Below are 26,297 nucleotides of genomic sequence, written 5' to 3'. Positions count from 1 at the left end.
TCCTTACCGTCGGGACTCATGGCACTGGACACCCGGACGGAACGACGGCCGTCCTTCGCGGGCCTGCTGTGGCGCTCGACCGTCGGCAAGAAGACCGCGATGGCGGTCAGCGGCGTGGTGATGCTGCTGTACCTGGTCGCGCACATGCTGGGCAACCTCAAGATTTTCTTCGGCTCCGACGAGTTCAACGGGTACGCGCACTGGCTGCGGACCGTCGGCGAACCCTTCCTGCACCACGAGTGGTTCCTGTGGATCGCCCGGGTGGTGCTGCTGGCCGCCGTACTGACCCACGGCGTGGCCGCCTTCCAGCTCAGCCGCCGCGACATCAGGGCGCGGCCGAGCAAGTACGTGCACAAGAAGCCGCGGCAGAGCTACGCGACCCGCACCATGCGCTGGGGCGGCGTCATCCTCGCCCTGTTCATCGTCTGGCACATCCTGGACCTGACGACGCTGACGGTGAACCCGCGGGCCGAGGCCGGACACCCGTACCAGAACCTGATCGCCTCCTTCGACCGCTGGCCCGTCACCACGCTCTACATCGTGGCGATGCTCGCCCTCGGCCTGCACGTCCGGCACGGGTTCTGGAGCGCCGCGCAGACGCTGGGCGTCGGCAGCGCCGCCCGCGACCGGGTGCTCAAGACCGTCGCCAACCTCCTCGCCCTGGTGCTGACGGCGGGCTTCGTCGCCGTACCGGTGGCCGTCGTGACCGGAGCAGTGAGCTGACCATGACCGAGTACCGTCCGTACACCGATTACCGGACCGGGGAACCGGTCGCCGACACCAAGGCGCCCGAGGGCCCGGTCGCCGAGCGCTGGGACACCCGCCGCTTCCAGGCCAAGCTGGTCAACCCGGCCAACCGCCGCAAGCACACCGTCATCGTCGTCGGCACCGGCCTGGCCGGCGGCTCGGCGGGCGCCACCCTCGCCGAGCAGGGCTACCACGTGGTCCAGTTCTGCTACCAGGACTCCCCGCGCCGCGCCCACTCGATCGCCGCGCAGGGCGGCATCAACGCCGCGAAGAACTACCGCAACGACGGCGACTCCGTGCACCGCCTGTTCTACGACACCGTCAAGGGCGGCGACTTCCGGGCGCGCGAGTCCAATGTGCACCGCCTGGCGCAGATCTCCGTGGAGATCATCGACCAGTGCGTGGCCCAGGGCGTGCCGTTCGCCCGGGAGTACGGCGGCCTCCTCGACACCCGCTCCTTCGGCGGCGTCCAGGTCTCCCGTACCTTCTACGCCCGCGGCCAGACCGGACAACAGCTGCTGCTCGGCGCCTACCAGGCGCTCTCCCGGCAGATCGCCGCCGGCAACGTGGAGATGCACCCGCGTACGGAGATGCTGGACCTGATCGTCGTGGACGGCCGGGCCCGCGGCATCGTGGCCCGTGACCTGATCACCGGCCGGATCGACACGTACTTCGCGGACGCCGTGGTCCTCGCCTCCGGCGGCTACGGCAACGTCTTCTACCTGTCGACCAACGCCATGAACTCCAACGCCACCGCCATCTGGCGCGCCCACCGGCGCGGCGCCTACTTCGCCAACCCCTGCTTCACCCAGATCCACCCCACCTGCATCCCGCGCACCGGCGACCACCAGTCCAAGCTGACGCTGATGAGCGAGTCGCTGCGCAACGACGGCCGCATCTGGGTCCCGAAGGCCAAGGGCGACACTCGGCCGCCCGCCGAGATCCCCGAAGCGGAACGCGACTACTACCTGGAGCGGATCTACCCCTCCTTCGGCAACCTCGTCCCCCGCGACATCGCCTCCCGCGCCGCCAAAAATGTGTGCGACGAGGGACGCGGAGTCGGCCCCGGCGGCCAGGGCGTCTACCTGGACTTCGCCGACGCCATCGCCCGGATGGGCCGCAAGGCCGTCGAGGACAAGTACGGCAACCTCTTCGACATGTACGAGCGGATCACCGCGGAGAACCCCTACGAGGTCCCGATGCGGATCTACCCCGCCGTGCACTACACGATGGGCGGACTGTGGGTCGACTACGACCTCCAGACCACCGTGCCCGGCCTGTTCGCCGTCGGGGAGGCCAACTTCTCCGACCACGGCGCCAACCGGCTCGGCGCATCCGCCCTCATGCAAGGCCTCGCCGACGGTTACTTCGTCCTGCCGTCCACCATCAACGACTACCTGGCCCGCAACCCCCACCACGACGAGATCACCGCCGACCACCCCGCCGTCCAGGAAGCCCTGGCCGAGACGGAGGACCAGCTCAACCTCCTCCTGTCCGTCGACGGCGACCGCACCCCCGACTCCTTCCACCGCGAACTGGGCGAGCTGATGTGGGAACTGTGCGGCATGGCCCGTACGGAAACCGGCCTGCGCAAGGCGCTCGACCGCATTCCGCAGATCCGCGACGAGTTCTGGCGGCGCATCAAGGTGCCCGGCACCGGTGAAGAGTTCAACCAGTCGCTGGAGAAGGCCAACCGCATCGTCGACTACCTGGAGCTGGCCGAGCTGATGTGCCTGGACGCGCTGCACCGCGAAGAGTCCTGCGGCGGCCACTTCCGCGAGGAGTCGCAGACCCCCGACGGCGAGGCCGAACGCCGCGACGAGACGTTCTCCTACGCCGCCGCCTGGGAGTTCACCGGCACCGGCGCCGCGCCCGTCCTGCACAAGGAAGACCTGGTCTTCGAGTACGTCCACCCCACCCAGCGGAGCTACGCATGAAGCTCACCCTGCGCGTCTGGCGGCAGAAGAACGCCGACGCCGACGGCGGCATGTCCACCTACGACGTGGACGGCATCTCCCCCGACATGTCCTTCCTGGAGATGCTCGACACCCTCAACGAGGAGCTCATCCTCAAGGGCGACGACCCGGTCGCCTTCGACCACGACTGCCGCGAAGGCATCTGCGGCGCGTGCAGCCTGGTCATCAACGGCGACGCGCACGGCCCGGAGCGCACCACCAGCTGCCAGCTGCACATGCGGTCCTTCAAGGACGGCGACACCATCGACGTCGAACCGTGGCGTGCGGCGGCCTTCCCCGTCGTACGGGACCTGGTCGTCGACCGGTCCGCGTTCGACCGGATCATCCAGTCCGGCGGCTACATCACCGCACCGACCGGCGCCGCCCCCGAGGCGCACGCCACGCCCGTACCGAAGCCGGACGCGGACTCCGCCTTCGAACACGCGGAGTGCATCGGCTGCGGCGCGTGCGTGGCGGCCTGCCCGAACGGCTCGGCGATGCTGTTCACCTCGGCGAAGGTCAACCACCTCAACGTCCTCCCGCAGGGCACGCCCGAACGCGAGACCCGGGTGCTGGACATGGTGGGTCAGATGGACGACGAGGGCTTCGGCGGCTGCACCCTCGCCGGGGAGTGCGCCACCGCCTGCCCGAAGGGCATCCCGCTGTTCAGCATCACCAAGATGAACCGCGAGTACGTCCGGGCGGCCCGCAAGGGCAGGCGCTGACGCGGAAAGCCACCGCCTAGTCGAACGCCCCGTGCCGGCGCAGCCAGGCCATCGGGTCGACCGCCGACCCGTAGTTCGGTGTGGCCCGCACCTCGAAGTGCAGATGCGGTCCGGTGACGTTGCCGGTGGCGCCGGACCGCCCGATGCGCTCACCGGCGCCGACGGTGGCGCCCACCGGCACCCGGATCTGCGACAGGTGCGCGTACTGCGTGTACGACCCGCTGTGATGCCGGACGACGACCTCGTACCCGTACGCACCGCCCCAGCCCGCCTTCACGACGGTCCCGCCGCGGGCGGCGCGGACGGCGGTGCCGACGGGTACGGCGAAGTCCTGCCCCGTGTGCCCGTTGGCCCAGTGGCCGCCACCGGCCCCGAACCCGGCGGTGAGCGTGCCGCCCCTGACGGGCCGCACGGCGTCACCGGACGCGGCGCGCACGGCGGGCCGCTCGGCGGTCCGGGAGGCGCGCCGCTGCGGGGCCACGGCCGGACCGCCCAGCTTCAGTTTCGTACCGACCTTGATCAGGTCAGGATCACCGCCGACCGCCGAGCGGTTGCTCGCGTACAGCTTCGTCCAGCCGCCCTTCACCCCCTGCTTGGCGGCGATCCCGGAGAGACTGTCACCGGGGGCGACGGTGTACGTCCCGCCGTCCGCGGCGGAGGCGACGGACGCGCCGACGACCGGCAGCGCGAGGGTGGCGGCCGCGGTCGAGGCGCGGGTGAGTAATCGCCCGGCACCGCTGCGGCGACGGGGTGCTCGGTGACGGCCGGTCGGGGAGAACATCATCACGGGGGCGTCCTTCCGGTGGGCATCCGGGATCCGAACGCCAGCACGGTAGGGAGGCCCCGTCCATGAACACAAGCACCACGGGGGAATCGGGCAGCGGCTGTCCCGATAGGCCCGTTACGCGCCGGGGTTCCGGCCCTTCGCAGTCACGGTCACGTTCCCTTTCCGTCACTCGGGCGCAACGTGGCCCGTCCCGAACGGACCGGTGTCGCCGCTACGGGCCTGGCACTCGGCGGTACGCCGCTGCTGCCTTCGGCGTGCGACACCGCCGCGGACGATGCCGTACGCCAGGCGCTCGACCGAGAGACCCGATTTCTCGGCCTCGGCACGCAGTCCGGCCAGTTCTTCCTCGGTGAGCTCAACCGTGATCGCAGGCATGACCTCAGGCTAGGGCGGCCACCGGCGGACTCGCCGCCGCACAGCCGGAACGGGTGACCTGGTGCACGCGCGTTCCACCCGTCCAGGGTCCTGCCGGCCGGCTCACCGCACCGGATGCCCCGCCCCCCGCAGCGTCTCCTTCACCTCGCCGATCCGCAGATCACCGAAGTGGAAGACGGACGCGGCCAGCACCGCGTCCGCGCCGGCCTCGACCGCCGGGGGGAAGTCGGCCAGGCGGCCCGCGCCGCCGCTGGCGATGACCGGGACCGTGACGTGCTTGCGGACGGCGGCGATCATCTCCGTGTCGTAGCCGTCCTTGGTGCCGTCGGCGTCCATGGAGTTCAGGAGGATCTCGCCGGCGCCCAGTTCGGCGGCGCGGTGGGCCCACTCGACGGCGTCGATGCCGGTGCCCTGGCGGCCGCCGTGCGTGGTGACCTCGAAGGAGCCGGTCTCCGTGCGGCGGGCGTCGACGGACAGGACCAGGACCTGGCTGCCGAAGCGTTCGGCGATCTCGCGGATCAGGTCGGGGCGGGCGATGGCGGCGGTGTTGACGCCGACCTTGTCGGCGCCGGCGCGCAGCAGTTTGTCGACGTCCTCCGGGGTGCGGACGCCGCCGCCGACCGTGAGGGGGATGAAGACCTGCTCGGCGGTGCGGCGGACCACGTCGTAGGTGGTCTCGCGGTTGCCGGAGGAGGCCGTGATGTCGAGGAAGGTCAGCTCGTCGGCGCCTTCCTGGCCGTAGACCTTGGCCATTTCGACGGGGTCGCCGGCGTCGCGGAGGTTCTTGAAGTTGACGCCCTTGACGACCCGGCCGTTGTCCACGTCCAGGCAGGGGATGACTCGGACCGCCAGGGTCATGTGCTCGTGGCCTCTCTGAATGCTTCGAGTTCGACTTCGACCAGTACGCGCGAGTCGGCGAAGCCGGAGACCACGACCAGGGTCGCGGCGGGCCGTACGGCGTCGAAGAGTTCCTTGTGGGCGCGGGCCGCCTCGTCCACGTCCCGCGCGTGGGTCAGGTACATCCGGGTGCGGATGACCGAACCGGCCCCGAGCCCGAACGGCTCCAGGGCCACCAGCGCGTTGGAGAAGGCGACCTTCGTCTGTTCGTACGGGTCGCCCTCCCCGTACAGCACGCCGTCGACCAGTGGCATCGTGCCGGCGACCAGGACGCGGTCGCCGGCCGCCACGGCGCGCGCGAAGCCGATGATCTCTTCCCAGGGACTGTCGGTCTGCGCGCGCTCGATGGTCATGACGACACGGCCTCCAATGCCTCTTCCAGGGTGAACGCCTTGGCGTAGAGCGCCTTGCCGACAATGGCGCCTTCGACGCCTTCCGGTACCAGGGTGGCGATCGCGCGGAGGTCGTCAAGGGAGGAGACGCCGCCGGACGCGACGACCGGCTTGTCGGTCGCGGCGCAGACGCCCCGCAGCAGCTCCAGGTTGGGGCCCTGGAGAGTGCCGTCCTTGTTGATGTCGGTGACGACGTAGCGGGCGCAGCCCTCGGAGTCCAGGCGGGCCAGCGTCTCGTAGAGGTCGCCGCCGTCGCGGGTCCAGCCGCGGCCGCGCAGCGTGGTGCCGCGGACGTCCAGGCCGACCGCGATCTTGTCGCCGTGCTCGGCGATGACCTTGGCGACCCACTCGGGGGTCTCCAGCGCGGCCGTACCGAGGTTGACCCGCTTGCAGCCGGTGGCCAGCGCGGCCTCCAGGGAGGCGTCGTCGCGGATGCCGCCGGACAGTTCGACCTTGATGTCCATGCTCTTGGCGACCTCGGCGATCTGCGCGCGGTTGTCGCCGGTGCCGAACGCCGCGTCGAGGTCGACCAGGTGCAGCCACTCGGCGCCCGCCTGCTGCCAGGCCAGCGCGGCCTGCAGCGGATCGCCGTAGGACGTCTCGGAGCCGGACTCGCCGTGCACGAGGCGGACCGCCTGGCCGTCGCGGACGTCGACGGCGGGGAGGAGTTCGAGCTTGCTCATCGCGGAGGGTCCTAGAGGGTCTTGGTCCAGTTGGACAGCAGCTGGGCGCCGGCGTCGCCGGACTTCTCGGGGTGGAACTGGGTGGCCCACAGCGGGCCGTTCTCGACGGCGGCCACGAACGGCTCGCCGTGCGTGGCCCAGGTGACCTGGGGCGCGCGCATGTTGGGGTTGCCGACTTCCAGCTCCCAGTCGCGTACGGCGTAGGAGTGCACGAAGTAGTAGCGGGCGTCGGCGGGCAGGCCGTCGAAGAGGCGGGTGCCCTCCGGCGCCTGCACCGTGTTCCAGCCCATGTGCGGGACCACGTCGGCCTTGAGCGGGCCGACCGTGCCGGGCCACTCGTCCAGGCCCTCGGTCTCCACGCCGTGCTCGATGCCGCGCGAGAAGAGGATCTGCATACCGACGCAGATGCCCATGACGGGGCGCCCGCCGGACAGGCGGCGGCCGATGACCCAGTCGCCGCGGGCCTCGCGCAGGCCCTTCATGCAGGCGGCGAAGGCGCCCACGCCGGGGACGAGCAGGCCGTCGGCGTTCATGGCCTTGTCGTAGTCACCGGTGATCTCCACGTCGGCGCCGACGTGGGCGAGGGCGCGCTCGGCGGAGCGGACGTTGCCGAAGCCGTAGTCAAATACCACGACCTTCTTCGCGGGCGCGGTACTCAATTCCACACATCCAGACGGAGAATGCCGGCGACCAGGCACATCGCCGAGCCGATGCCCAGCAGGACGAGGACGCTCTTGCCCATGCCCTGCTTCCAGAAGGAGTAGAGCCCGCCGAGCAGGAAGAGGCCGAGGACGATGAAGACGGTGGACAGACCGTTCACAGCGCTCCCTTGGTGGACGGGAGGATGCCGGCGGCGCGCGGGTCGCGCTCGCTGGCGTAGCGCAGCGCGCGGGCCAGCGCCTTGAACTGGCACTCCACGATGTGGTGGGCGTTGCGCCCGTACGGGACGTGGACGTGCAGGGCGATCTGCGCCTGCGCGACGAAGGACTCCAGGATGTGCCGGGTCATCGTGGTGTCGTACGTGCCGATCATCGGCGCGATGTTCTCCGGCTCGGTGTGCACCAGGTACGGGCGGCCGGAGAGGTCGACGGTCACCTGGGCCAGCGACTCGTCCAGCGGGACGGTGCAGTTGCCGAAGCGGTAGATGCCGACCTTGTCACCGAGGGCCTGCTTGAAGGCGGCACCCAGCGCGAGGGCGGTGTCCTCGATGGTGTGGTGGGTGTCGATGTGCAGGTCGCCGTCGGTCTTGACCTTGAGGTCGAACAGACCGTGCCGGCCGAGCTGGTCGAGCATGTGGTCGTAGAAGCCGACGCCTGTCGACACATCGACCTGGCCGGTGCCGTCGAGATCGATCTCGACCAGCACCGAGGTCTCCTTCGTGGTGCGCTCCACGCGCCCAACGCGGTTCATCGGTTCTCCTTCAGTACTGCACGGACCGCGTCGAGGAACGCGTCGTTCTCGGCGGGGGTTCCCGCGGTGACCCGCAGCCAGCCCGGTACGCCGTTGTCACGGACCAGGACGCCCTGGTCGAGGAGGGCCCGCCAGAAGGCGTGCTGGTCCTCGAACGAGCCGAACTGGACGAAGTTGGCGTCGGAGTCGACCACCTCGCAGCCGGCCGCGCGCAGCTCGTCCACCAGCCGGTCGCGCTCCGCCTTGAGCTGTTCGACGTACTTCAGGAGCGTGTCGGTGTGCTCCAGCGCGGCGAGCGCGGTGGCCTGGGTGACGGCCGAGAGGTGGTACGGCAGGCGGACGAGCTGGACGGCGTCGACCACGGCGGGGTCGGCGGCCAGGTAGCCCAGGCGCAGGCCGGCGGCGCCGAACGCCTTGGACATGGTGCGCGAGACGACCAGGTTGGGGCGGCCCTCGATCAGCGGGAGCAGCGAGGGGCGGTGGCTGAACTCGCCGTACGCCTCGTCCACGACGACCAGCGCGCCGCCGGTGTCGGCGCGGGCCGCCTGCGCGGCCTCGTACAGCGCGAGAACCGTTTCGGCGGCGACGGCGGTGCCGGTGGGGTTGTTGGGCGAGCAGACGAAGACCACGTCGGGCCGCCGCTCGCCGATGGCCGCCACGGCCGCCTCGACGTCGATGGTGAAGTCGTCGTTGCGCGGGCCGGAGATCCAGCCGGTGCCGGTGCCGCGTGAGATCAGGCCGTGCATCGAGTACGACGGCTCGAAGCCGATGGCGGTACGGCCGGGGCCGCCGAAGGTCTGGAGAAGCTGCTGGATGACCTCGTTGGAGCCGTTGGCGGCCCAGACATGGGCCGTCGTGACCTCGTGGCCGCCGGTGCGCGTCAGGTAGGCGGCCAGTTCGGTGCGCAGCTCGACCGCGTCCCGGTCGGGGTAGCGGTTCAGCTCGCGGGCCGCCTCGGTGACCCGCTCGGCGATCCGCCGCACCAGCGGCTCCGGCAGCGGGTACGGGTTCTCGTTGGTGTTCAGGCGTACGGGGACGTCCAGCTGGGGCGCGCCGTACGGGGACTTGCCGCGCAGCTCGTCCCGGATGGGGAGGTCGTCGATCTTCGTCACGTGCTCGCTCACTTGCCCTGCGGGATCTTCCAGTCGAACCTGGCCTTCAGCGCCGCGCCGTGGGCCGGGAGGTCCTCGGCCTCGGCGAGGGTCACCACATGGTGGGCGACCTCGGCCAGCGCGTCGCGGCTGTAGTCCACGACATGGATGCCGCGCAGGAAGGACTGGACGGACAGGCCCGAGGAGTGGCAGGCGCAGCCGCCGGTGGGCAGGACGTGGTTGGAGCCGGCGCAGTAGTCGCCGAGCGAGACGGGCGCGTACGGGCCGACGAAGATCGCGCCGGCGTTGCGCACCCGGGCGGCGACGGCGGCCGCGTCGGCGGTCTGGATCTCCAGGTGCTCGGCGCCGTACGCGTCGACCACCTTCAGTCCCTCGTCCACGCCGTCCACCAGCACGATCGCGGACTGCTGCCCGCCCAGCGCGGTGCTGATCCGCTCGGTGTGCTTCGTGGCGGCCACCTGGGTCTTCAGCTCGGTCTCGACGGCGGCGGCCAGTTCGGCCGAGTCGGTGACCAGGACGGCGGCGGCCAGCGTGTCGTGCTCGGCCTGGCTGATCAGGTCGGCGGCGACGTGCGCGGCGTCGGCGGTGGCGTCCGCGAGGACCGCGATCTCGGTGGGCCCGGCCTCGGCGTCGATGCCGATCCGGCCCTTGAGCAGGCGCTTGGCGGCGGCGACGTAGATGTTGCCGGGGCCGGTGACCAGGTTGACCGGGCGGCACTCCTCGGTGCCGTACGCGAACATGGCGATCGCCTGGGCGCCGCCGGCCGCGTACACCTCGTCCACGCCGAGCAGGGCGCAGGCGGCGAGGATCGTCGGGTGCGGCAGGCCGCCGAACTCCGCCTGCGGCGGGGAGGTGACGGCGACGCCTTCGACGCCCGCCTCCTGCGCGGGGACCACGTTCATGACCACGGAGGACGGGTAGACCGCCAGGCCACCGGGTACATACAGGCCGACGCGCTCGACCGGGACCCAGCGCTCGGTGACCGTGCCGCCGGGGACGACCTTGGTGGTGACGTCCGTGCGGCGCTGCTCGCGGTGGACGATCCGGGCGCGCCGGATCGACTCCTCCAGGGCGGCCCGGACGGCCGGGTCCAGCTCCGCGAGCGCCCGCTGAAGCGCCTCGGCGGGCACGCGTACGCGCTCGATGGCGACCCCGTCGAACCGATGGGCGTACTCGATCAGCGCGGCCGTCCCACGATGGCGCACGTCCTCGCAGATGGGCCGCACCTTCTCCAGGGCGGCTTCCACGTCGAACTCGGCACGGGGCAGCAGGTCGCGCAGGGCGGCGCCCTCGGGGAGGGCGTCACCGCGCAGATCGATTCGGGAGATCACCCCTCCAGTGTCTCAGACCCGTTCCCGGGCCCGAGCGCCCGTATCAGTCGGTGATACACAGCACCGGGCCCGTACGGGGCCGGTCGGACCGCGAGCCCCGGCGCGCCGCGGACCGCCTCGAACCCGCCCTCACTTTCCGTGTTCACACGGTCACGCAGTGGGCATGTGGTTCGTACGGGCGTACGGAGTGACGGGGCGGACGCACGGGAGTCCGTACACGGCGGACGGGGCGGCAGGCGGCAGCGGGCGGGCGGCGTGCAGAAACGGTTGGACGCGGGCCCCGCGGACGCGGGACCGTACGGACCCGCTCGGGGGAGCGGTGAAAGGGGGAAGGCACGGTGGCCACGCCGGAGGAGGGCGACGCACCCGCGGCGCTGATGCTGAACCCTGCCGAGTGGAGCCTGTGGCAGGCGTTCCGCAACGGCAGTACCTGCGACCTGCGCACCGGCGACCCGGCCAGGGACGACCCGCACGGGCAGTTCCGGTGGGGCCCGGAGCGGCGGGTGCGCGCCCGTATCGTCGCGCTCCTGCTCCTGGAAGGGCCGCCCGCGCAGCCCGGACGGGTCTCCGCGCTGAAACTGGCGGGTGCGTACATCACCGACACTCTCGACCTTGCGGGCGGCACGATCAAGCCATTCGTGGAGCTGCGCGACTGCCGCTTCCAGAACGAGGTCGTCCTGCCCGAGAGCCGCTTCACCACTCTGCGCATGGTCGGCTGCGCGATCCCCCGGGTCGAGGCGGCCCGGCTGCACACCGAAGGCGACCTGCACCTGCCGCGCTGCGTCGTCCGCTCCGGCATCCGTCTGACGGACGCGCACATCGGTACGGACCTGCTGCTCAACCAGACGGTGGTGCACAAGGACCGGCAGGGCCGCTCGGTCATGGCGGACGGGCTCACCGTCGCCCAGGACCTCCAGGCCGAGATGATGGAGTCCTACGGCGAGCTGTCGCTGCGCGGCGCGACGATCGGCGTGTCGCTGAGTCTGCGCGGCAGCCGGCTGAGCAATCCGTACGGGCGGCGCGCCCTGAACGCCCCCCAGATGACGGTCGAGCGCACCCTGTACCTGACCGGCGCCGGCCTGGCCAGCTCGCCGTTCTCCAGCACCACCGCCACGCCCCCGTACGGCATCGCCCACACCCCCACCCGCGGCACCCGCATGCAGCGCTTCGAGTGCGAGGGCGGCATGCGGCTGGACGACGGGCGCTTCGGCGACGCCGTCGACTTCGAACAGGCCCGCTTCATCATGGAGGCCGACCAGGAGCTGTCGCTGCGCCGCATCCAGACGCCGGAGCTGCGCTTCCTGGGCGAGCGGCCGCAGCGCGGACGGGTCATCCTCTCCGGCGCGCGGGTCGTCAACCTGGTCGACAAGGCGGCGAGCTGGCCCGGCCTCGGCGGCCTGTGGATGGCGGGCTTCAACTACGAGACGCTCATCCCGCGCGGCCACTTCCCGCTGTCCCGGCGGCTGGAGTGGGTGGCCGCCGCCACGCCGGAGTACGCGCCGGAGCCCTACGAGATGCTCGCCACCGCCCTGCGCGGCAGCGGCGAGGACTCCGACGCGCGCGAGGTGCTGCTCGCCAAGCAGCGACGGCGGCGCGAGACGCTGCCGCTGGCCGCCAAGCTGTGGGGCGTCCTCCAGGACTGGACGGTGGCGTACGGCTACCGGCCGGGGCGGGCCGCGGTGTGGATGGCGATCCTGTGGGCCCTCGGCACGGTGTACTTCGCCCAGTCCCCGCCCCCGGCCCTCAAGCCCGGCGAGGCGCCGCCCTGGAACCCGTACCTCTACTCCCTCGACCTGCTGCTGCCGGTGATCGATCTCTACCAGGGCTCGTCGTGGAAACCGGACGGCGGCTCCCAGTGGGTCGCCGCGGTCATGATCCTGGCCGGGTGGGTGCTGGCGACGACGGTCGCGGCGGGCGCGTCGCGGCTGCTGCGGCGGCAGTAGCGGGGGTGCGGCGGGCGCGGGGGTGCGGAGAGCTGGGCCGGGGCGCGGGGGAGCCGAGCCGGGCGCGAGGGCGCGGGAAGCTGACCCGGGGCGCAGGGGCGCGGGCCCGGGCGCAGGGGCGCGCGGAGCGGGGCGGGGCACCGGGACCGGCGCGGTACCGCTCCGGCATCGGCCCGGCACCGGTCCGGCCCCGTTCAGGGGCTGATCCGAGGCCGTACGCCGCCAAAACAGGGCCCGCCCTCCCCTACCCCTCGCGTCCCGGATCGCGGGCCGCGAACCACTCCCGTCTCCACAGGCTCTAGGCTTACGGGCTGTGACCTCCGTGCGCCTACCGCTCTTCCCGCTGAACTCGGTGTTGTTCCCGGGACTCGTCCTCCCGCTCAACGTCTTCGAGGCGCGGTACCGGGCGATGATGCGCGACCTCCTCGCCCTGCCCGAAGACGAACGCCGCTTCGGGGTCGTCGCGATCCGCGACGGCCGCGAGGTGGCGCCCTCCGCCCCCGGCCTGCCGGACAGCACCGCGCTGCCCGCCGACGGTCCCGGCGCCGGTTTCGGCCCCAACCCGATCAGCGCCTTCCACACCGTGGGGTGCGTGGCCGACGCAGCCACCATCCGGGAGAAGAGCGGCGCCCCCGGTTCGGCCCTCGCCTCCGACGAGGGCGCCGAGGCCGCCGCGGACGCGGCGCTCTCCCCCGGCGCCGGGGCCGACGCCTCCGGGTACGAGGTGCTGGCCACCGGCACCACCCGCTTCACGCTGCTGTCGGTGGACGCCTCGGGCCCGTACCTGATGGGCGAGGTGGAGGAGCTGGCGGAGGCCGAGGGCGAGGGCGCCGGCGCGCTGGCCTCCGGTGTCGTACGGGCCTTCCGCACCTACCAGAAGCGGCTGGCCTGGGCGAACGAGCGCACGCTCGCCGGCGGCCAGGACCTGCCCGGCGAACCGTCGGTGCTGTCGTACCTGGTGGCGGCCGCCGCCGTGCTCGACATCCCGGCCAAGCAGCGGCTCCTGGAGGCGCCGGACGTCGCGGCCCGGCTCACGCAGGAGCTGAAACTCCTTCGCCAGGAGACCGCGGTGATCGGTAAGCTCCCGTCGCTGCCCGCGGTGGACCTGACCCGCCACCCGACCAGCCCCAACTAAGCGCGGGGGCATCGCCCCCTCCGCCACCCCGTACCCGTACCCGTACCGACGACCTTACGAGCGAGCCGAGGCGCGACGATCATGTCCAAGAAGCCGAAGCGGACCAAGCAGCCGAAGAACGGGAAGCAGCCCGCCGGCGCCGGCGGCACCCCGGCGACGGTCGCCCTCACCGAGGCGGGCGTCGACTTCACCCTCCACGCGTACGAGCACGACCCGGCCGCCGCCTCCTACGGCGAGGAGGCCGCCGAGGCGCTCGGGGTCTCTCCCGACCAGGTCTTCAAGACGCTGCTAGCCGAGGTGGACGGCGCGCTGACCGTCGCCGTCGTACCGGTCTCCGGCTCCCTCGACCTCAAGGCCCTGGCCGCCGCGGCCGGCGGCAAACGCGCCGCGATGGCCGACCCGGCCGCCGCGGAACGCAGCACCGGCTACGTACGCGGCGGCATCTCCCCGCTCGGCCAGCGCAAGCGCCTGCGTACGGTGCTCGACGCGTCGGCGGCCGTCCACGAGACGGTGTGCGTGTCGGCCGGCCGCCGCGGCCTGGAGGTCGAACTGTCCCCCGCCGACCTCCAGACGCTCACGGAAGCGACGCTCGCGGACATCGCGCGCGCCTGAGGGCAGCGCCCCACGCGCCGTACGCCCTGCCGCGCACGGCCGGATGTGCCCCGTACGCCCCGCCCGTCACGACGCCGGGCCTTTACGCCTGCCCCGTCCTCCGCTACGACCCGTGGAGGAGGTACGCCCATGTCGAAGAAGACCCGCAAGCGGAAGTGGCGCATCAAGAAAGGCAAGGCCAACCACGGGCGTCGGCCCGCCTGAGGGAGCGGACGGACCCGACGCGCGACGTGACCCCGTCGGCTGTCAGACGTCAGCCGTCCGAAGGCGGCGGGGTCTGCGGGGTCTGCGGGGTCTTCGGGCTCTGCGGAGGCTGCTGGCCTCCGGGGTACCACTCCGGCCGCGGCGGCTCCGGGTCGCGGGGGCCGAAAAGGCCGGTCAGGAGCAGGTGCGCGATCATGGCGCCGGCCGGCCAGGCGATCAGCGCGCCCTTGGCCTGAAGGCGCAGCGGCGCGTCGAACGGGACGCCCTTGCCGGCTTCCGTCGCGAGCTGCGCCAGGTCCGACGCCGGGCCCAGCCAGATGCCGAACCGCCAGGCCACCACGGAGCCGAGCAGCCCGCCCACCACCAGCGCCACCACCAGCGGGATGCCCCCGCCCCGGCGGAAGAGGAACGCGCCCGCCGCGCACACCACCCCGAAGCCGAGGGCCAGCAGGATGAACGTGCCGTCCCCGCCGATGGCCTCCTCGCCCTCGACGTGCTGGAGGTAGACGTTGCCGCTGCCGTCCGCGATCAGCGGGACGCGCGGCGCCAGCCACGCCCACAGGGCGCCCAGCAGCACGCCGCACACCGTCACCACGAGCGCGATCAGCGCGGCCTCGAACAGTTCACGGCGGAGCTCGGCCCGGTCCCGCACGGCGGACCCCCCGGAGGTCGGATGGTCGGACGTCGCCCCGGACGGACTGGCCCAGGGGTTGTACGCGTGCCCGGTCGCCCGGTCGTCGTGCGGCTGGTTCTCGTGCGGCTGCGGCGTCTGCGGTGCGGTCACCCTGTCATCGTGCCAGGTGGGCACGGTGCCGCTGTCGGCAGGACGGCCGTGCGGCCGGTTCCGGCCGGTCTGCCCGGCACCGTCCGCGGGGCCTTCGGAGGCCCCGGGCCCCGGCAGGCCGTCCGCCGGGTCCGTCACCGTACGGCCGCCCGGCGGTACGCCCAGGTCGCCACGGCCAGCGACAGGACGCCGACCGCCGCGCAGACCCCCAGGTCCGCCAGGACCGCCAGCCAGTCGGGGCGGGCGTCGAAGCCGCGCGCCAGGGCCTCGACCCCGTACGTGGACGGCAGCAGGTCCCGCGCGTACGAGATCGGCGCGGGCAGCCGGGCGGCCGGCAGCACGCCCAGCAGCAGGGCCGCCGACATGCCCAACTGGCCGCAGAGGGTGGCCAGTTCCGGGCGCGGCGCGAGCAGGCCCAGCGCCGCGCCGAGCCCGGCGAGGGCCGCTCCGGCCAGCGGGATCACCGCGATCAGCACCCACAGGTTCGTCATCGGCAGCTGGAACAGCAGACAGCCGGTGACGGCCGTGACCACGGTCCCCGGCGCGGTGAACGAGGCGTACGCGGCGGCCGCGCCGAGCACCACGGCGGCGGGCGGCACCGGCAGCGTGGCGTAGTGGTCGAGGCCGCCGCTGGCGCGCAGCTGCCCGAAGTACTGGGCCAGCAGGTTCAGCGCCACGAACGCCACGACCAGCACGCTGGAGCCGGCCACGACGGCCCGCGCGGCGTCGCCGCCGTCGACCACCCCGCGCATCAGGACCATGATCCCGACGGACTGGAAGGTGGCCACGAACAGCAGCGGGATCCGGGCGACCCGGGCCCGGGACAGCTGGGCCCGGTACACGGCGGCGAGCGCGGGCAGCAGCCGGGCGGCGGGCGCCAGGGGTGCGGCGGCCGGAAGGCCCGTACGCGACCCGGCGGCAGTCCCGGCCACCGCCGGTGCCACCGTCCGCGTCTCCGCCTCCGCCGTCTCCGCAGTCGCCTGCACCTGCTCCGCCGCCTTCGCCTGCGCCTCCGCGGGAACCACGCTCACGCCTTCACCAAGCCTTCCTCCGTACGGCCCCCCAGCGCGAGATACACATCTTCCAGGCTCGGCGTCGCGAGCGTGAAGTCGTCCAGCGCGGCGAAGGCCGGGCCCGCCGTCACGGCGGCCACCGCCTCCCGCGCCCGGTCCGGGGCCAGTCTCAGGGTCCAGCGCCGTCCGCTGGTCCGCGCGGCCTCGCCCAGGGCGGCCACCTCGGGCACGTCCAGCGGCGCCCGCTCCCGCCACACCAGCTCCAGCCGGACCTCTTCGCCCACCAGGTCCTTCAGCCCGCCGGGCGTGTCGCAGGCGATGACCTTGCCCCGGTCGATCACCGCGACCCGGTCCAGGACGCTCTCCGCCTCGATGACGTTGTGGGTCACGAGCAGCACGGTGGCGCCGCGTTCCGCCCGGCGCCGGTCCACGGCGGCCCACACGGCGCGGCGCGCCACCGGGTCCATGCCGGTGGTCGGCTCGTCCAGGACCAGCAGCGGCCGCTCGCCGACCAGGACGGCGGCGAAGCACGCGAGGCGGCGCTGGCCCCCGGAGAGCCGCTTGAGCGGGCGCCCGGCGAGGTCGCCGAGCCCCAGTTCCTCGACGACGGCGTCGCGCTCGGCGCGGGCCTCCCGGGCGGGCAGGCCGCGCAGCCGGCCGGTGGTCTCCACGGCGAGGGCGACCGTCATCTCGTCCAGGGCGCTGGACTCCTGGCCCAGGTAGCCGAGCAGGCGGGCGGCGCGCTCCGGATACCGGACGAGGTCGTGGCCCAGCACGGTGACACTGCCGGAGTCGGGGCGCAGCAGCCCGGTGAGCTGGCGGACCAGCGTCGACTTGCCGGCTCCGTTCGGCCCGAGCAGCCCGAAGATCTCCCCTTGGCGGACGTCCAGGCTGATGCCGTCACTGGCCCGTACGGCCGGCGCCCCCACCGCCCCCCGCCGCCCGCGTACCGCGGGGTACGTCTTGACCAGGTCGCGCACGGCACACACCGGCTCGCCGCACTCCACCCGCTTCGCACCCATCCTCACGAGCAACGAGCGTACGCGCTGCCGGGGCCGCGGCTGTCCGCACCCCCTGCCCGCGGCGGCCGCGGCACCCCGCTCCGCCCGTCGGCCAGGGGCCCGCCGCCTCCCGCCGGGCAGCGGCTGCCGCCTCCGCCACGAGGGCGCGGGCATCGCCACCGGGCGAGGCGCCCACCCGGGTGACCGGCGCCCGCGCGGGTGGCCGGCGCCCGCGCGGGTGGCCGGCGCCCGCCCCATCGCCCCGGGGCAGGGGCCCCCGTCCCCGGGCCGCCCCTACTCCCCCACCGGTACGTGCGACGCCGCCGTCCGGAGGTCGACTTCGCGCCAGAATCCGGCGCGGATCGCGTAGCGGTCGTGTTCGTCGATCTGGTCGTCCTTGTGGGCGAGCAGGCCGAAACGGGCGGCATAGCGGAGAAGTTCGCCGTCGATGCGGTGCGGGATGCGGGGGTACTCCGTGGAGATCTGCTGGAGGTGGGCCGTGTCGGAGAGCCGTTCCGTCCAGCGGCGGGCGAAGACCTGGCCCACTTCGAAGGGGTCGCCGCTGACGGCCGTGATGTCCTCCTCCCGGTCGGCCCAGCGCTGCTCGGCGCTGGTGAGCTGGGCGAGGGTCGGGAGCGAGGCCGTTTCGGGCGGTTCGCCGACCGGGCCGCCGCGCTCGACCCAGCCCTTGTCCGAGGACCAGCGCAGCGTCGCGCTGGGCACGGGCGCCGGGGCCGCGGGGGTCCCGCCCGGTCCGGCGCCGGGGCCCCGGTTCAGGTCGGCGAGGTCCTTCGGGGTGGGGACCGGGGTGCCCTTGCCGCCCGCCGGGCCGCCTTCGCCGTCCCGTTCGGCGGCGGTCCCCGGCCGGTCGCAGGCGCCCGTGGAGCCGGTCCGCCCCGCGGGGGCGGGCGCCGGGCGCGCCGCGCCGTTCGCGCCGTTGCGTTCCCGGGCGGCGGCCCGCTCCGCGTCGTGGGCGGCGGAGGCCGCGGCCGCGGCGGCCGCGACGGCGGACTCGGGCAGCGGCGCCGAGAGGATGGCGGCGATCTCGGGCCGCGGTACGGGCGGCGGCGCGCAGGGGCCGCCGAGCTCCTTCAGCCGTACGGCGCGGGTGATCCAGGAGCGGTCGAGCACCCGTCGCTCGTCGGCCTCGGCGACCAGGTCCTCCGACTGGTTGTAGTCGCCGTCGGCGGCCTGCACGGCCCACAGGTGCACGGCGACGCCGTGCTCCTTGGCCGACATCAGGCCGGGCAGCAGGTCGCCGTCGCCGGTGACCAGGACGATGTCGGAGCAGGCGCGGTTACGGGCCAGTTCGGTCAACTCCGCGTGCATCGCGGCGTCGACGCCTTTCTGCGCCCAGCGGCCGTCACTGCGGGTCAGCGCGCCCAGCCGGACGGTGACCCGGGGCATGACGCGCAGCCGCCGGTGCTCGGGCTGCGGTACGCGGTCGGGCGCGCCGTCGAACCAGTAGATGCGCAGCAGCGGCCGTTCGGTGTCGGCTTCGGCGCGCTGGCGCAGGCCCTGGATGAGGGCGGCGTGATCAACGGTGATCCGGGACCGGGTGGGCTCTCCGGCGAGCAGGCTCGCGGCGGCGCCCAGCAAGTATCCGGCGTCCACCAGGACGACGCAGCGATCCACGTTCCACCCTCTTTCCTGAGGTGCTGAAGTCGGACGCCCCCCGGCTCGGCCTGTGGCACGAGGTTTCCTCCTGCTTTACCTTCGAGTCTGCCCGACCGTACGGGGGTTAACTGCCCGAACTCGATCATCGGCGTGGCGGATTCGGCGTCCAGGGCGAACACAGCACGTGACGCGGCGCATGACGCACGGTAATTGTCCGAAATGCGCGCAGCAACGGTCCGTGTAAGCCTGGTCACGGCCCCGATCCCAGGATCCCCCTCAGGAGGCACGGTCATGGCCAAGAACAAGAATCGCGACCGTAATCAGCAGCAGAAGGGCGCTCAGGCCACCGAGCGCGGCCGGCAGGAAGCCGAGCGGTCGGCGATGGAGGCCCAGGCGTCGGCCCAGTCCGTGGAGGCGACCCCGCGCGACGTTGCCCGTAAGCACCAGCGCCGTTTTGGTCACAACTGACCTTCGCCGTACAGCAGTAGAGGGGCGCACCCGTGCGGGGTGCGCCCCTCTTGCGCGCTGTACGCGCCGGCGCTCCGGCGACTGCGGGAGAGCAGGCCCGGTCCGTCCCGGCGCGTGCAGCCGTGCCACCCGTCGGCCGCGAGACCGTGCCCGTGCCCGTCAGGACCGCTACTCGCGCAGACATCCGGTTTCCGCGCGCCCGCGGTGCCAGGGACCGGAGCCCCGGGCACCGCTCACCGGCTCAGCCCGCCAGGCAGGACGGTCCCAGCAGCACCTTCAGGTCACCGAAGAGCGACGGGTCCGGGGTCACCCGGTGCCGGTCCAGCCGGAGCACCGTCGTCTTGCGGGTCCCCTGGAGCTTGATCCGTACCTCGGTCGCGCCGCGGTGGCTGGTGAGCACCTCGCCCAGCTTCTCGACCAGCGGCGGGGTGACCTTGACCGTGGGGATCGTGATCGTCACGGGGGCGTTGGCGCCGGCCTCCGAGAGGTCGGGGACCATCATCTCCATGGCGACCAGCCGCGGGATGTCCTCCCGCTTGTCCAGGCGCCCCTTGACGAAGACGACGGTGTCCTCGACGAGTTGGGTGGAGACCAGCTGGTAGGTCGCCGGGAAGAACATGCACTCGATGGAACCGGCCAGGTCCTCGACGGTGGCGATGGCCCAGGCGTTGCCCTGCTTGGTCATCTTGCGCTGGAGGCCGGAGATGATGCCGCCGATGGTGACGATCGAGCCGTCCGAATAGTCACCGCCGGTCAGCTGGGAGATCGCCGCGTCCGCCTTGTCGGACAGTACGTGCTCCAGACCGAACAGCGGGTGGTCGGAGACGTACAGACCTAGCATCTCGCGCTCCTGGGCGAGCAGGTACGTCTTGTCCCACTCGATGTCCGAGAACTCGATGTCCAGCCCGAAGCCGGGGCCGTCGTCGGCGGTGTCGTCGCCCATCCCGCCGAAGAGGTCGAACTGTCCCTCAGCCTCCTTGCGCTTGACCTGCACCACGTTGTCGATCATGGACTCGTAGTGCGCGGTCAGGCCCTTGCGGGTGTGCCCCATCTCGTCGAAGGCGCCCGCCTTGATCAGCGATTCGGTGGTGCGCTTGTTGCACACGACCGCCTCGACCTTGTCGAGGTAGTCGGGGAAGGAGGTGTACTTCCCCTTGGCCTTGCGGCAGCGGATGATCGAGTCCACCACGTTCTGGCCGACGTTGCGGACGGCGGTGAGGCCGAAGAGGATCACGTCGTCGCCCTGGGCGGCGAAGTTCGCCAGCGACTCGTTCACGTTCGGCGGGAGCACCTTGATGCCCATGCGGCGGCACTCGTTGAGGTAGACCGCCGACTTGTCCTTGTCGTCGCGCACCGAGGTGAGCAGCGCGGACATGTACTCCGCCGGGTAGTTCGCCTTGAGGTAGGCGGTCCAGTACGTGACGAGTCCGTACGCGGAGGAGTGCGCCTTGTTGAACGCGTAGCCGGCGAACGGGACCAGGACGTCCCACAGGGCCTGGATCGCCTGGTCGCTGAAGCCGTTCTTACGGGCACCGGCCTGGAAGAGGACGAAGTTCTTCTCCAGCTCCTCGGGCTTCTTCTTGCCCATCACGCGGCGCAGGACGTCCGCCTCGCCGAGGGAGTACCCGGCGACGATCTGGGCGGCCTTCTGGACCTGCTCCTGGTAGACGATCAGGCCGTAGGTCAGGCCCAGGACCTCCTTGAGCGGCTCCTCCAGCTCCTTGTGGATCGGGGTGATCTCCTGGCGGCCGTTCTTGCGCTCGGCGTAGTTGATGTGCGAGTTCATGCCCATCGGGCCCGGCCGGTACAGGGCCGAGACGGCGGAAATGTCCTCGAAGTTGTCGGGCTGCATCTGGCGCAGCAGCGAACGCATCGGGCCGCCGTCGAACTGGAAGACGCCGAGGGTGTCACCGCGGCAGAGCAGCTCATAGGTCTTGGGGTCGTCCAGCGGGAGCTCCAGGAGCTCCAGCTTCTTGCCCTTGTTGGCCTCCACCATCTTGACGGCGTCGTCCATGATGGTGAGGTTGCGCAGGCCCAGGAAGTCCATCTTCAGCAGGCCGAGCGACTCGCACTGCGGGTAGTCCCACTGTGTGATGGTCACGCCGTCGGTGTGCCGCGTCCACAGCGGTGCGTGATCGACGATCGGCTCGCTGGACATGATCACGCCGGCCGCGTGCACACCCATCTGCCGGACCAGGCCCTCGACGCCCTTCGCGGTGTCGATGACCTTCTTCACGTCGGGCTCGTTCTCGTACATCCCCCGGATCTCGCCGGCCTCGCTGTAGCGCGGGTGCTGGGGGTCGGTGATGCCGGAGAGGTCGATGCCCTTGCCGAGGACGTCCGCGGGCATGGCCTTGGTGAGGCGGTCGCCCATGGCGTACGGATAGCCCAGCACACGGGCCGAGTCCTTGATCGCGTTCTTGGCCTTGATCTTGCCGTACGTACCGATCATGGCGACCTTGTCGGCGCCGTACTTCTCCGTGACGTACCTGATCACTTCGACGCGCCTGCGCTCGTCGAAGTCGATGTCGACATCGGGCATGGAGACGCGCTCGGGGTTGAGGAACCGCTCGAAGATCAGTCCGTGGGTGATCGGGTCGAGGTCGGTGATGCCCATGGCGTACGCGACGATCGAGCCGGCCGCGGAGCCTCGGCCGGGGCCCACCGCGATGCCGTTGTTCTTCGCCCACATGATGAAGTCCGCGACCACGAGGAAGTACCCCGGGAACCCCATCTGCAGGATGATGTCCATCTCGTACTCGGCCTGCCGCTGCCGGTCCTCGGGCACCCCGTCCGGGTAGCGGCGGGCCATGCCGCGCCGGACCTCCTCCTTGAACCAGGTGACCTCGGTGAAGCCCTCCGGTATGTCGAACTTCGGCATCAGGTCGCGCTTCTCGAACATGCCGGTGGTGTCGATCTGCTCGGCGACCAGGAGGGTGTTGCGGCAGCCCTCCTGCCAGGCGTCCGAGGAGTCGATGGCGTACATCTCGTCCGTGGACTTCAGGTAGTAGCCGGTGCCGTCGAACCGGAAGCGGTCGGGGTCCGAGAGGTTCTTGCCGGTCTGGATGCACAGCAGGGCGTCGTGGGCGGACGCCTCGTGCGCGTAGGTGTAGTGCGAGTCGTTGGTGACCAGCGGCGGGATGCCGAGCTTCTTGCCGATCTCCAGCAGGCCGTCGCGGACCCGGCGCTCGATCTCGATGCCGTGGTCCATCAGCTCCAGGAAGTAACGGTCCTTCCCGAAGATGTCCTGGTACTCGGAAGCGGCCTTCAAGGCCTCGTCGAACTGGCCGAGGCGCAGCCGGGTCTGGAGCTCACCGGAGGGGCAGCCGGTGGAGGCGATCAGACCCTCGGACCACTGGGAGATCGTCTCCTTGTCCATCCGGGGCCACTTCTGCAGCCAGCCCTCCTTGTACGCGTCCGAGGAGAGCTTGAAGAGGTTGTGCAGCCCGGTCTTGTTCGCCGCCCAGATCGTCTTGTGTGTATAACCACCCGAACCGGACACATCGTCGCGCTTCTGGTGCGGCTGGCCCCACTGGATCTTGCGCTTGGTGCGCCGCGACTCGGGCGCCACGTACGCCTCGATACCGATGATCGGCGTGACGCCGGCCTTCTGGGCGGAGTGGAAGAAGTCGTAGGCGCCGTGGAGGTTGCCGTGGTCGGACATGGCGATGTGGGTCATCCCCATCTCCTTGCACGCCTCGAACATGTCCTTCAGCCGCGCGGCGCCGTCCAGCAGCGAGTACTGGGTGTGCACGTGCAGGTGCGTGAAGGGCGGCTTGGCCACGGCGGAAGACCTCCGGAGACTCGGTACTGCGGGCACGCCGGCGCCTCGGCCCAGGGGGCCGGGCCACGGTGGGCGGAACGGGGACGGTCTCGAAGTCTACGACCCTCCGCCGACAACCTGACGGGGACGGCGGCTTGCCGGGGCGGGGCGCGGCGGGCAATGCCTCCGGGAGGACGGGCGGGCACTCGTGGGTAGCCTCGGCCGTTGGAAGAGGCGGTACACCCGTCCGCAGCACCTGCCCCAGGAGGCACCCCGCGATGTCGTCCCAGCTCGTCCCGGCGCCGGACGCCGCTCAGCGCGGCGAGGAGATCCTCGCCGTCTTCGACACCGCCTTCGGGGAGCTGCTCGCCGCCGACCCGGCGGCCTTCCGGGTCAAATTCCGGAAGATGGCCGCCTCCGCCTTCGCCTTCTACCGGGGCACGGCCTGCCTCTTCTACCACGACCTGCACGCCCAGGACGGCGGCCCGGGCAACGGTCCGTACGAGGACGAGCGCACCGGCCAGGTGTGGATCCACGGCGATCTGCACGCCGAGAACTTCGGCACGTACATGGACGCCACCGGCCGGCTGATCTTCAACGTCAACGACTTCGACGAGGCGTACGTCGGCCCCTTCACCTGGGACCTCAAGCGCTTCGCCGCCTCCGTCGCCCTGATCGGCTACGCCAAGGCGCTGAGCGACGAGCAGATCAGCGAGCTGGTGGGGATCTACGCCGCCGCCTACCGCGAGCGCATCCACGCCCTGGCCACCGGCGCCAAGGACGACGACGTGCCGCCCTTCACCCTGGACACCGCCGAGGGGCCGCTGCTGGGCGCGCTGCGGGTGGCCCGCTCGCTGACCCGCTTCGGCCTGCTGGACTCGATGACCGAGATCCGCGACTTCGAGCGCCGCTTCACCTCCGGCGGCGGCACGGTCGAGCTGGACGCCGCGACCCGCTACAAGGTCCTGGCGGCCTTCGACGGCTATCTGGAGACGCTGCCCGAGTCCAGCCTGACCCGCCCGGACTCCTACCGCGTCAAGGACGTGGTGGGGCGCCGCGGCATCGGCATCGGTTCGGCGGGCCTGCCCTCGTACAACATCCTGCTGGAGGGCACCAGCGACGCCCTGGAGAACGACGTCGTGATCTACATGAAGCAGGCGCAGACCCCGGCGGTCTCCCGGCACATCACCGATCCGCGGGTGCGCGGCTACTTCCGGCACGAGGGCCACCGCACGGTGATCTCGCAGCGGGCCCTCCAGGACCACGCCGACCCGTGGCTGGGCTGGACCGAGCTGGACGGCGCCGGCCAGCTGGTGGCCGAGATCTCCCCGTACGCGGTCGACCTGGACTGGTCGGACATCGACGACCTGACGGAGATCGCGGCGGTCGTCGCGGACCTGGGCCGGGCGACCGCGGCGATGCACGCCGCCGCGGACGACGAGAGCGGCCACTCCCTGGTGCCGTTCTCCACCGAGCGCGCCATCGACGCGGCCATCGCCGCCGACGAGGACGGCTTCGGCCGGCTGCTGGTGGACTTCGCGCACGCGTACGGCGCCCGGGCCCGCGCCGACCACCAGACGTTCGTGGACCTCTTCCGCAACGGCCGCATACCCGGTCTGTGAGCCGCGCCACGGGGCAAGGGGGCGGCCAGACGGCGAGGCGGCGTATTCGCGCCTCTTAGTGCCCACTTACACCGGATCATGGCAGACTCGCTGCAATGGACATCTCGGCGGCACACCTGCGGGCACTGCGCGCAGCGCTCTTCACGGCGCTGTGCGTGACGCTGTCCGCCGCGGGCCATGTGCTGCTGTCCCGGATGCCGCTGCCGCTGACCACCGTCGCCCTCCTGTCGGCCGCCGTGTTCGCCGTCGCGTACGCGCTGGCCGGCCGGGAGCGCGGCTACTGGCGCATCGCCGCCCTGCTCGTACCGCTGGAGCTGGCCGCCGACACGGTCTTCAGCGCCGGCCAGCACACCTGTTACGGGCGGGCCGGCGGCCCGGTCACCGGGCCGTTGCGGTCCCTGGGCGTGGATCTGCTGTGCGGCGGCGGTGATGTGGGCACTCCCCTGGCGCACCTGGCGCCGGAGGACCGGACGCCCGTCGCGACCTGGCTGCTGCTGCTCGCCGTGCACGTCGCCGTGGGGCTGCTCGCGGCGGCCTGGCTGCGGCGGGGCGAGGCGGCGCTGGCCCAGTTGCTGGGTGCGGTGACGGCGTTCGCGTTCCGGCCGCTGCTGCTGGCGGTGGCGGTCGTCCGGGCACTGCCCGTACCGCTCCGCCCGGCCGCCCGGCCCGCGCGTACGGAGCCGGCTCCGCGGGCCGTCCCGCTGCTCGTGCACTGCGTCGTACGGCGTGGACCGCCCTGCTCCCTCGCCGCGTAGCCTTCGGGCCGCGGCTTATGGACAGGCACCCGTTCACACCTTTCCCAGGAGCAGGACAGTCATGAGCAACCGCAACAGCCAGGCCAACAAGCAGGCAGCCCGCGAGCGGCTGCGCGTCGAGCGCGAGCGGCAGAAGAAGAAGGAGAAGGTCCGCCGACAGCTGACCGTCGGCGGTTCGATCGTCGCCGTGCTGGCCGTCGCGGGCGGCATCGGCGTCGCCGTGGCGAACTCGGGCGGCGGCGACTCGGGCGGCGGCTCCGCCAAGTGGGCCGACGCGGCGAGCGCCAAGCTGGTCCAGCCGGCCAACACCTCCGGCAAGAACGGCACGGAGATCATCGTCGGCAAGAAGGACGCCAAGCACACGCTGTCGCTCTTCGAGGACGCCCGCTGCCCGGGCTGCGCGGGCTTCGAGCAGAACGTCGGCGAGACGATCCAGAAGGACCTGAAGGACGGCAAGTACAAGGCCTCCATCCACCTGGGCACCTTCCTGGACAACAACCTCCAGGGCACCGGCTCCAAGAACGCGCTCAGCGCGATGGGCGCCGCGCTGAACGTGAGCCCGGACGCGTTCTTGAAGTTCAAGGAGGCGCTGTTCTCGAAGGAGTACCACCCGGAGGAGACCGGTCCGGACAAGTTCGCCGACAACAACTACCTGATCAAGGTCGCCGACACGGTGCCCGCCCTGAAGGGCAACGCCAAGTTCCAGGACGCGGTGAAGGCCGGTACGTACAACCGCTGGGCGATGGAGATGTCCGAGGCCTTCAACGGCTTCAAGGACGTCAAGAGCACGCCGACGGTCAAGATGGACGACACGGTGCTGGGCACCGACTCCGCGAACGGCAAGGTCGCGCCGTCCTCGCCGGACGCCTTCAACGACCAGGTCGACAAGGCGATGAAGGGCTGATCCGCCACCCCTCCCGGAGCCCCGGACCGGCCTCCCGGTCCGGGGCTTTGCCGTACGCCGAT

At 71.9% G+C, this 26,297-nt stretch carries 25 protein-coding genes; 10 read left to right on the top strand and 15 right to left on the bottom strand.

Annotated elements, in window-relative coordinates; genetic code table 11:
• The first annotated feature begins 18 nt into the window (after positions 1 to 18).
• The 3 genes from OEIGOIKO_RS31370 to OEIGOIKO_RS31360 are packed head-to-tail and all read left to right on the top strand — an operon-like array spanning position 19 to position 3,427.
• On the top strand, positions 19 to 723 hold the full coding sequence (locus tag OEIGOIKO_RS31370; protein WP_125056861.1) for a succinate dehydrogenase cytochrome b subunit: 705 nt from the start codon (positions 19 to 21) through the stop codon (positions 721 to 723).
• A 2-nt stretch (positions 724 to 725) separates the two neighbouring features.
• The gene (locus OEIGOIKO_RS31365) at positions 726 to 2,684 is read left to right on the top strand and encodes a fumarate reductase/succinate dehydrogenase flavoprotein subunit (protein WP_125056860.1); all 1,959 of its coding nucleotides are present in this window, start codon (positions 726 to 728) and stop codon (positions 2,682 to 2,684) included.
• Positions 2,681 to 3,427, top strand: coding sequence for a succinate dehydrogenase/fumarate reductase iron-sulfur subunit (locus OEIGOIKO_RS31360; protein WP_125056859.1), 747 nt, complete (start codon positions 2,681 to 2,683; stop codon positions 3,425 to 3,427). The genes OEIGOIKO_RS31365 and OEIGOIKO_RS31360 overlap by 4 nt, the downstream gene beginning before the upstream one ends.
• A gap of 16 nt (positions 3,428 to 3,443) precedes the next feature.
• Here the strand turns inward: OEIGOIKO_RS31360 and OEIGOIKO_RS31355 are convergent, their stop codons facing one another.
• From OEIGOIKO_RS31355 to hisD, 10 genes are all read right to left on the bottom strand, one after another.
• Positions 3,444 to 4,211: a M23 family metallopeptidase gene (locus tag OEIGOIKO_RS31355; RefSeq protein WP_174857250.1), complete on the bottom strand. Its 768-nt coding sequence runs from the start codon at positions 4,209 to 4,211 to the stop codon at positions 3,444 to 3,446.
• 168 nt (positions 4,212 to 4,379) lie between these two features.
• A complete protein-coding gene (locus OEIGOIKO_RS31350) occupies positions 4,380 to 4,589 on the bottom strand; it encodes a hypothetical protein (protein ID WP_125056858.1) in 210 nt (69 codons plus the stop codon).
• Between the two features lie 102 nt (positions 4,590 to 4,691).
• Positions 4,692 to 5,447, bottom strand: a complete 756-nt coding sequence (gene hisF / locus OEIGOIKO_RS31345) for an imidazole glycerol phosphate synthase subunit HisF (RefSeq protein WP_125056857.1) — start codon at positions 5,445 to 5,447, stop codon at positions 4,692 to 4,694.
• Positions 5,444 to 5,839 (bottom strand): RidA family protein, encoded by a 396-nt coding sequence (locus tag OEIGOIKO_RS31340; protein ID WP_031003947.1) that lies wholly within the window; start codon positions 5,837 to 5,839, stop codon positions 5,444 to 5,446. The genes hisF and OEIGOIKO_RS31340 overlap by 4 nt, the downstream gene beginning before the upstream one ends.
• Complete coding sequence (gene priA, locus OEIGOIKO_RS31335; RefSeq protein ID WP_125056856.1) at positions 5,836 to 6,561, bottom strand: bifunctional 1-(5-phosphoribosyl)-5-((5-phosphoribosylamino)methylideneamino)imidazole-4-carboxamide isomerase/phosphoribosylanthranilate isomerase PriA; 726 nt, start codon at positions 6,559 to 6,561, stop codon at positions 5,836 to 5,838. Before priA ends, OEIGOIKO_RS31340 begins: the two co-directional genes overlap by 4 nt.
• Before the next feature lie 11 nt (positions 6,562 to 6,572).
• On the bottom strand, positions 6,573 to 7,226 hold the full coding sequence (gene hisH, locus OEIGOIKO_RS31330) for an imidazole glycerol phosphate synthase subunit HisH (protein ID WP_125056855.1): 654 nt from the start codon (positions 7,224 to 7,226) through the stop codon (positions 6,573 to 6,575).
• Positions 7,217 to 7,381: a hypothetical protein gene (locus OEIGOIKO_RS41900; RefSeq protein WP_030679859.1), complete on the bottom strand. Its 165-nt coding sequence runs from the start codon at positions 7,379 to 7,381 to the stop codon at positions 7,217 to 7,219. The genes hisH and OEIGOIKO_RS41900 overlap by 10 nt, the downstream gene beginning before the upstream one ends.
• A complete protein-coding gene (hisB, locus tag OEIGOIKO_RS31325; RefSeq protein ID WP_003984418.1) occupies positions 7,378 to 7,971 on the bottom strand; it encodes an imidazoleglycerol-phosphate dehydratase HisB in 594 nt (197 codons plus the stop codon). Before hisB ends, OEIGOIKO_RS41900 begins: the two co-directional genes overlap by 4 nt.
• Positions 7,968 to 9,083: a histidinol-phosphate transaminase gene (locus OEIGOIKO_RS31320; RefSeq protein ID WP_125056854.1), complete on the bottom strand. Its 1,116-nt coding sequence runs from the start codon at positions 9,081 to 9,083 to the stop codon at positions 7,968 to 7,970. Before OEIGOIKO_RS31320 ends, hisB begins: the two co-directional genes overlap by 4 nt.
• Positions 9,084 to 9,091: 8 nt before the next feature.
• Entirely contained in the window at positions 9,092 to 10,414 is a 1,323-nt protein-coding gene (gene hisD / locus OEIGOIKO_RS31315) for a histidinol dehydrogenase (protein WP_125056853.1), read from the bottom strand.
• A 377-nt stretch (positions 10,415 to 10,791) separates the two neighbouring features.
• On the opposite strand from hisD, the gene OEIGOIKO_RS31310 reads away from it, so the two are divergent.
• The 3 genes from OEIGOIKO_RS31310 to ybaK all read left to right on the top strand — a co-directional run bounded on the left by OEIGOIKO_RS31310 (position 10,792) and on the right by ybaK (position 14,104).
• Complete coding sequence (locus OEIGOIKO_RS31310) at positions 10,792 to 12,357, top strand: hypothetical protein (protein WP_050510420.1); 1,566 nt, start codon at positions 10,792 to 10,794, stop codon at positions 12,355 to 12,357.
• Positions 12,358 to 12,670: 313 nt separating this feature from the next.
• On the top strand, positions 12,671 to 13,492 hold the full coding sequence (locus OEIGOIKO_RS31305; protein ID WP_125056852.1) for an LON peptidase substrate-binding domain-containing protein: 822 nt from the start codon (positions 12,671 to 12,673) through the stop codon (positions 13,490 to 13,492).
• Between the two features lie 81 nt (positions 13,493 to 13,573).
• The gene (ybaK, locus tag OEIGOIKO_RS31300; RefSeq protein WP_125056851.1) at positions 13,574 to 14,104 is read left to right on the top strand and encodes a Cys-tRNA(Pro) deacylase; all 531 of its coding nucleotides are present in this window, start codon (positions 13,574 to 13,576) and stop codon (positions 14,102 to 14,104) included.
• A gap of 253 nt (positions 14,105 to 14,357) precedes the next feature.
• Here ybaK and OEIGOIKO_RS31295 read toward each other — a convergent pair whose 3' ends face one another.
• The 4 genes from OEIGOIKO_RS31295 to OEIGOIKO_RS31280 form a co-directional block, all read right to left on the bottom strand.
• Positions 14,358 to 15,092, bottom strand: a complete 735-nt coding sequence (locus OEIGOIKO_RS31295; protein ID WP_246177651.1) for a hypothetical protein — start codon at positions 15,090 to 15,092, stop codon at positions 14,358 to 14,360.
• A 134-nt stretch (positions 15,093 to 15,226) separates the two neighbouring features.
• Positions 15,227 to 16,036, bottom strand: a complete 810-nt coding sequence (locus OEIGOIKO_RS31290; RefSeq protein WP_246177650.1) for an ABC transporter permease — start codon at positions 16,034 to 16,036, stop codon at positions 15,227 to 15,229.
• 83 nt (positions 16,037 to 16,119) lie between these two features.
• Positions 16,120 to 17,127, bottom strand: a complete 1,008-nt coding sequence (locus OEIGOIKO_RS31285; protein WP_125059194.1) for an ABC transporter ATP-binding protein — start codon at positions 17,125 to 17,127, stop codon at positions 16,120 to 16,122.
• 273 nt (positions 17,128 to 17,400) lie between these two features.
• On the bottom strand, positions 17,401 to 18,741 hold the full coding sequence (locus OEIGOIKO_RS31280) for an NYN domain-containing protein (RefSeq protein ID WP_125056850.1): 1,341 nt from the start codon (positions 18,739 to 18,741) through the stop codon (positions 17,401 to 17,403).
• A 273-nt stretch (positions 18,742 to 19,014) separates the two neighbouring features.
• On the opposite strand from OEIGOIKO_RS31280, the gene OEIGOIKO_RS41895 reads away from it, so the two are divergent.
• Positions 19,015 to 19,191, top strand: coding sequence for a hypothetical protein (locus OEIGOIKO_RS41895; protein ID WP_170251929.1), 177 nt, complete (start codon positions 19,015 to 19,017; stop codon positions 19,189 to 19,191).
• Between the two features lie 241 nt (positions 19,192 to 19,432).
• Here the strand turns inward: OEIGOIKO_RS41895 and dnaE are convergent, their stop codons facing one another.
• Entirely contained in the window at positions 19,433 to 22,975 is a 3,543-nt protein-coding gene (dnaE, locus tag OEIGOIKO_RS31275; protein ID WP_125056849.1) for a DNA polymerase III subunit alpha, read from the bottom strand.
• Positions 22,976 to 23,232: 257 nt separating this feature from the next.
• Between dnaE and OEIGOIKO_RS31270 the strand changes: the two genes are divergently transcribed.
• The 3 genes from OEIGOIKO_RS31270 (at position 23,233) to OEIGOIKO_RS31260 (ending at position 26,235) form a co-directional block, all read left to right on the top strand.
• Positions 23,233 to 24,576, top strand: a complete 1,344-nt coding sequence (locus OEIGOIKO_RS31270; RefSeq protein ID WP_125056848.1) for a DUF2252 domain-containing protein — start codon at positions 23,233 to 23,235, stop codon at positions 24,574 to 24,576.
• A gap of 95 nt (positions 24,577 to 24,671) precedes the next feature.
• Positions 24,672 to 25,331, top strand: coding sequence for a hypothetical protein (locus OEIGOIKO_RS31265; RefSeq protein ID WP_125056847.1), 660 nt, complete (start codon positions 24,672 to 24,674; stop codon positions 25,329 to 25,331).
• A 61-nt stretch (positions 25,332 to 25,392) separates the two neighbouring features.
• Entirely contained in the window at positions 25,393 to 26,235 is an 843-nt protein-coding gene (locus tag OEIGOIKO_RS31260; protein ID WP_125056846.1) for a thioredoxin domain-containing protein, read from the top strand.
• Positions 26,236 to 26,297: the final 62 nt, after the last annotated feature.

Origin of the sequence: Streptomyces paromomycinus (genome assembly GCF_003865155.1) — a bacterium.
Classification (GTDB): Bacteria; Actinomycetota; Actinomycetes; order Streptomycetales; family Streptomycetaceae; genus Streptomyces; species Streptomyces chrestomyceticus.
This window is presented reverse-complemented; position numbering and strand designations above follow the sequence as displayed.

Excerpts from the sequence above, each read along its gene's own strand:
- priA (WP_125056856.1), bottom strand. The coding sequence starts at position 6,561 with ATGAGCAAGCTCGAACTCCTCCCCGCCGTCGACGTCCGCGACGGCCAG.
- OEIGOIKO_RS31350 (WP_125056858.1), bottom strand. The coding sequence starts at position 4,589 with ATGCCTGCGATCACGGTTGAGCTCACCGAGGAAGAACTGGCCGGACTG.
- ybaK (WP_125056851.1), top strand. The coding sequence starts at position 13,574 with ATGTCCAAGAAGCCGAAGCGGACCAAGCAGCCGAAGAACGGGAAGCAG.
- OEIGOIKO_RS31370 (WP_125056861.1), top strand. The coding sequence starts at position 19 with ATGGCACTGGACACCCGGACGGAACGACGGCCGTCCTTCGCGGGCCTG.
- OEIGOIKO_RS41895 (WP_170251929.1), top strand. The coding sequence starts at position 19,015 with ATGGCCAAGAACAAGAATCGCGACCGTAATCAGCAGCAGAAGGGCGCT.
- OEIGOIKO_RS31360 (WP_125056859.1), top strand. The coding sequence starts at position 2,681 with ATGAAGCTCACCCTGCGCGTCTGGCGGCAGAAGAACGCCGACGCCGAC.
- OEIGOIKO_RS31260 (WP_125056846.1), top strand. The coding sequence starts at position 25,393 with ATGAGCAACCGCAACAGCCAGGCCAACAAGCAGGCAGCCCGCGAGCGG.
- OEIGOIKO_RS31285 (WP_125059194.1), bottom strand. The coding sequence starts at position 17,127 with ATGGGTGCGAAGCGGGTGGAGTGCGGCGAGCCGGTGTGTGCCGTGCGC.
- hisB (WP_003984418.1), bottom strand. The coding sequence starts at position 7,971 with ATGAACCGCGTTGGGCGCGTGGAGCGCACCACGAAGGAGACCTCGGTG.
- OEIGOIKO_RS31365 (WP_125056860.1), top strand. The coding sequence starts at position 726 with ATGACCGAGTACCGTCCGTACACCGATTACCGGACCGGGGAACCGGTC.
- OEIGOIKO_RS31265 (WP_125056847.1), top strand. The coding sequence starts at position 24,672 with ATGGACATCTCGGCGGCACACCTGCGGGCACTGCGCGCAGCGCTCTTC.
- OEIGOIKO_RS31355 (WP_174857250.1), bottom strand. The coding sequence starts at position 4,211 with ATGATGTTCTCCCCGACCGGCCGTCACCGAGCACCCCGTCGCCGCAGC.
- OEIGOIKO_RS31340 (WP_031003947.1), bottom strand. The coding sequence starts at position 5,839 with ATGACCATCGAGCGCGCGCAGACCGACAGTCCCTGGGAAGAGATCATC.
- hisF (WP_125056857.1), bottom strand. The coding sequence starts at position 5,447 with ATGACCCTGGCGGTCCGAGTCATCCCCTGCCTGGACGTGGACAACGGC.
- OEIGOIKO_RS31310 (WP_050510420.1), top strand. The coding sequence starts at position 10,792 with ATGCTGAACCCTGCCGAGTGGAGCCTGTGGCAGGCGTTCCGCAACGGC.
- OEIGOIKO_RS31270 (WP_125056848.1), top strand. The coding sequence starts at position 23,233 with ATGTCGTCCCAGCTCGTCCCGGCGCCGGACGCCGCTCAGCGCGGCGAG.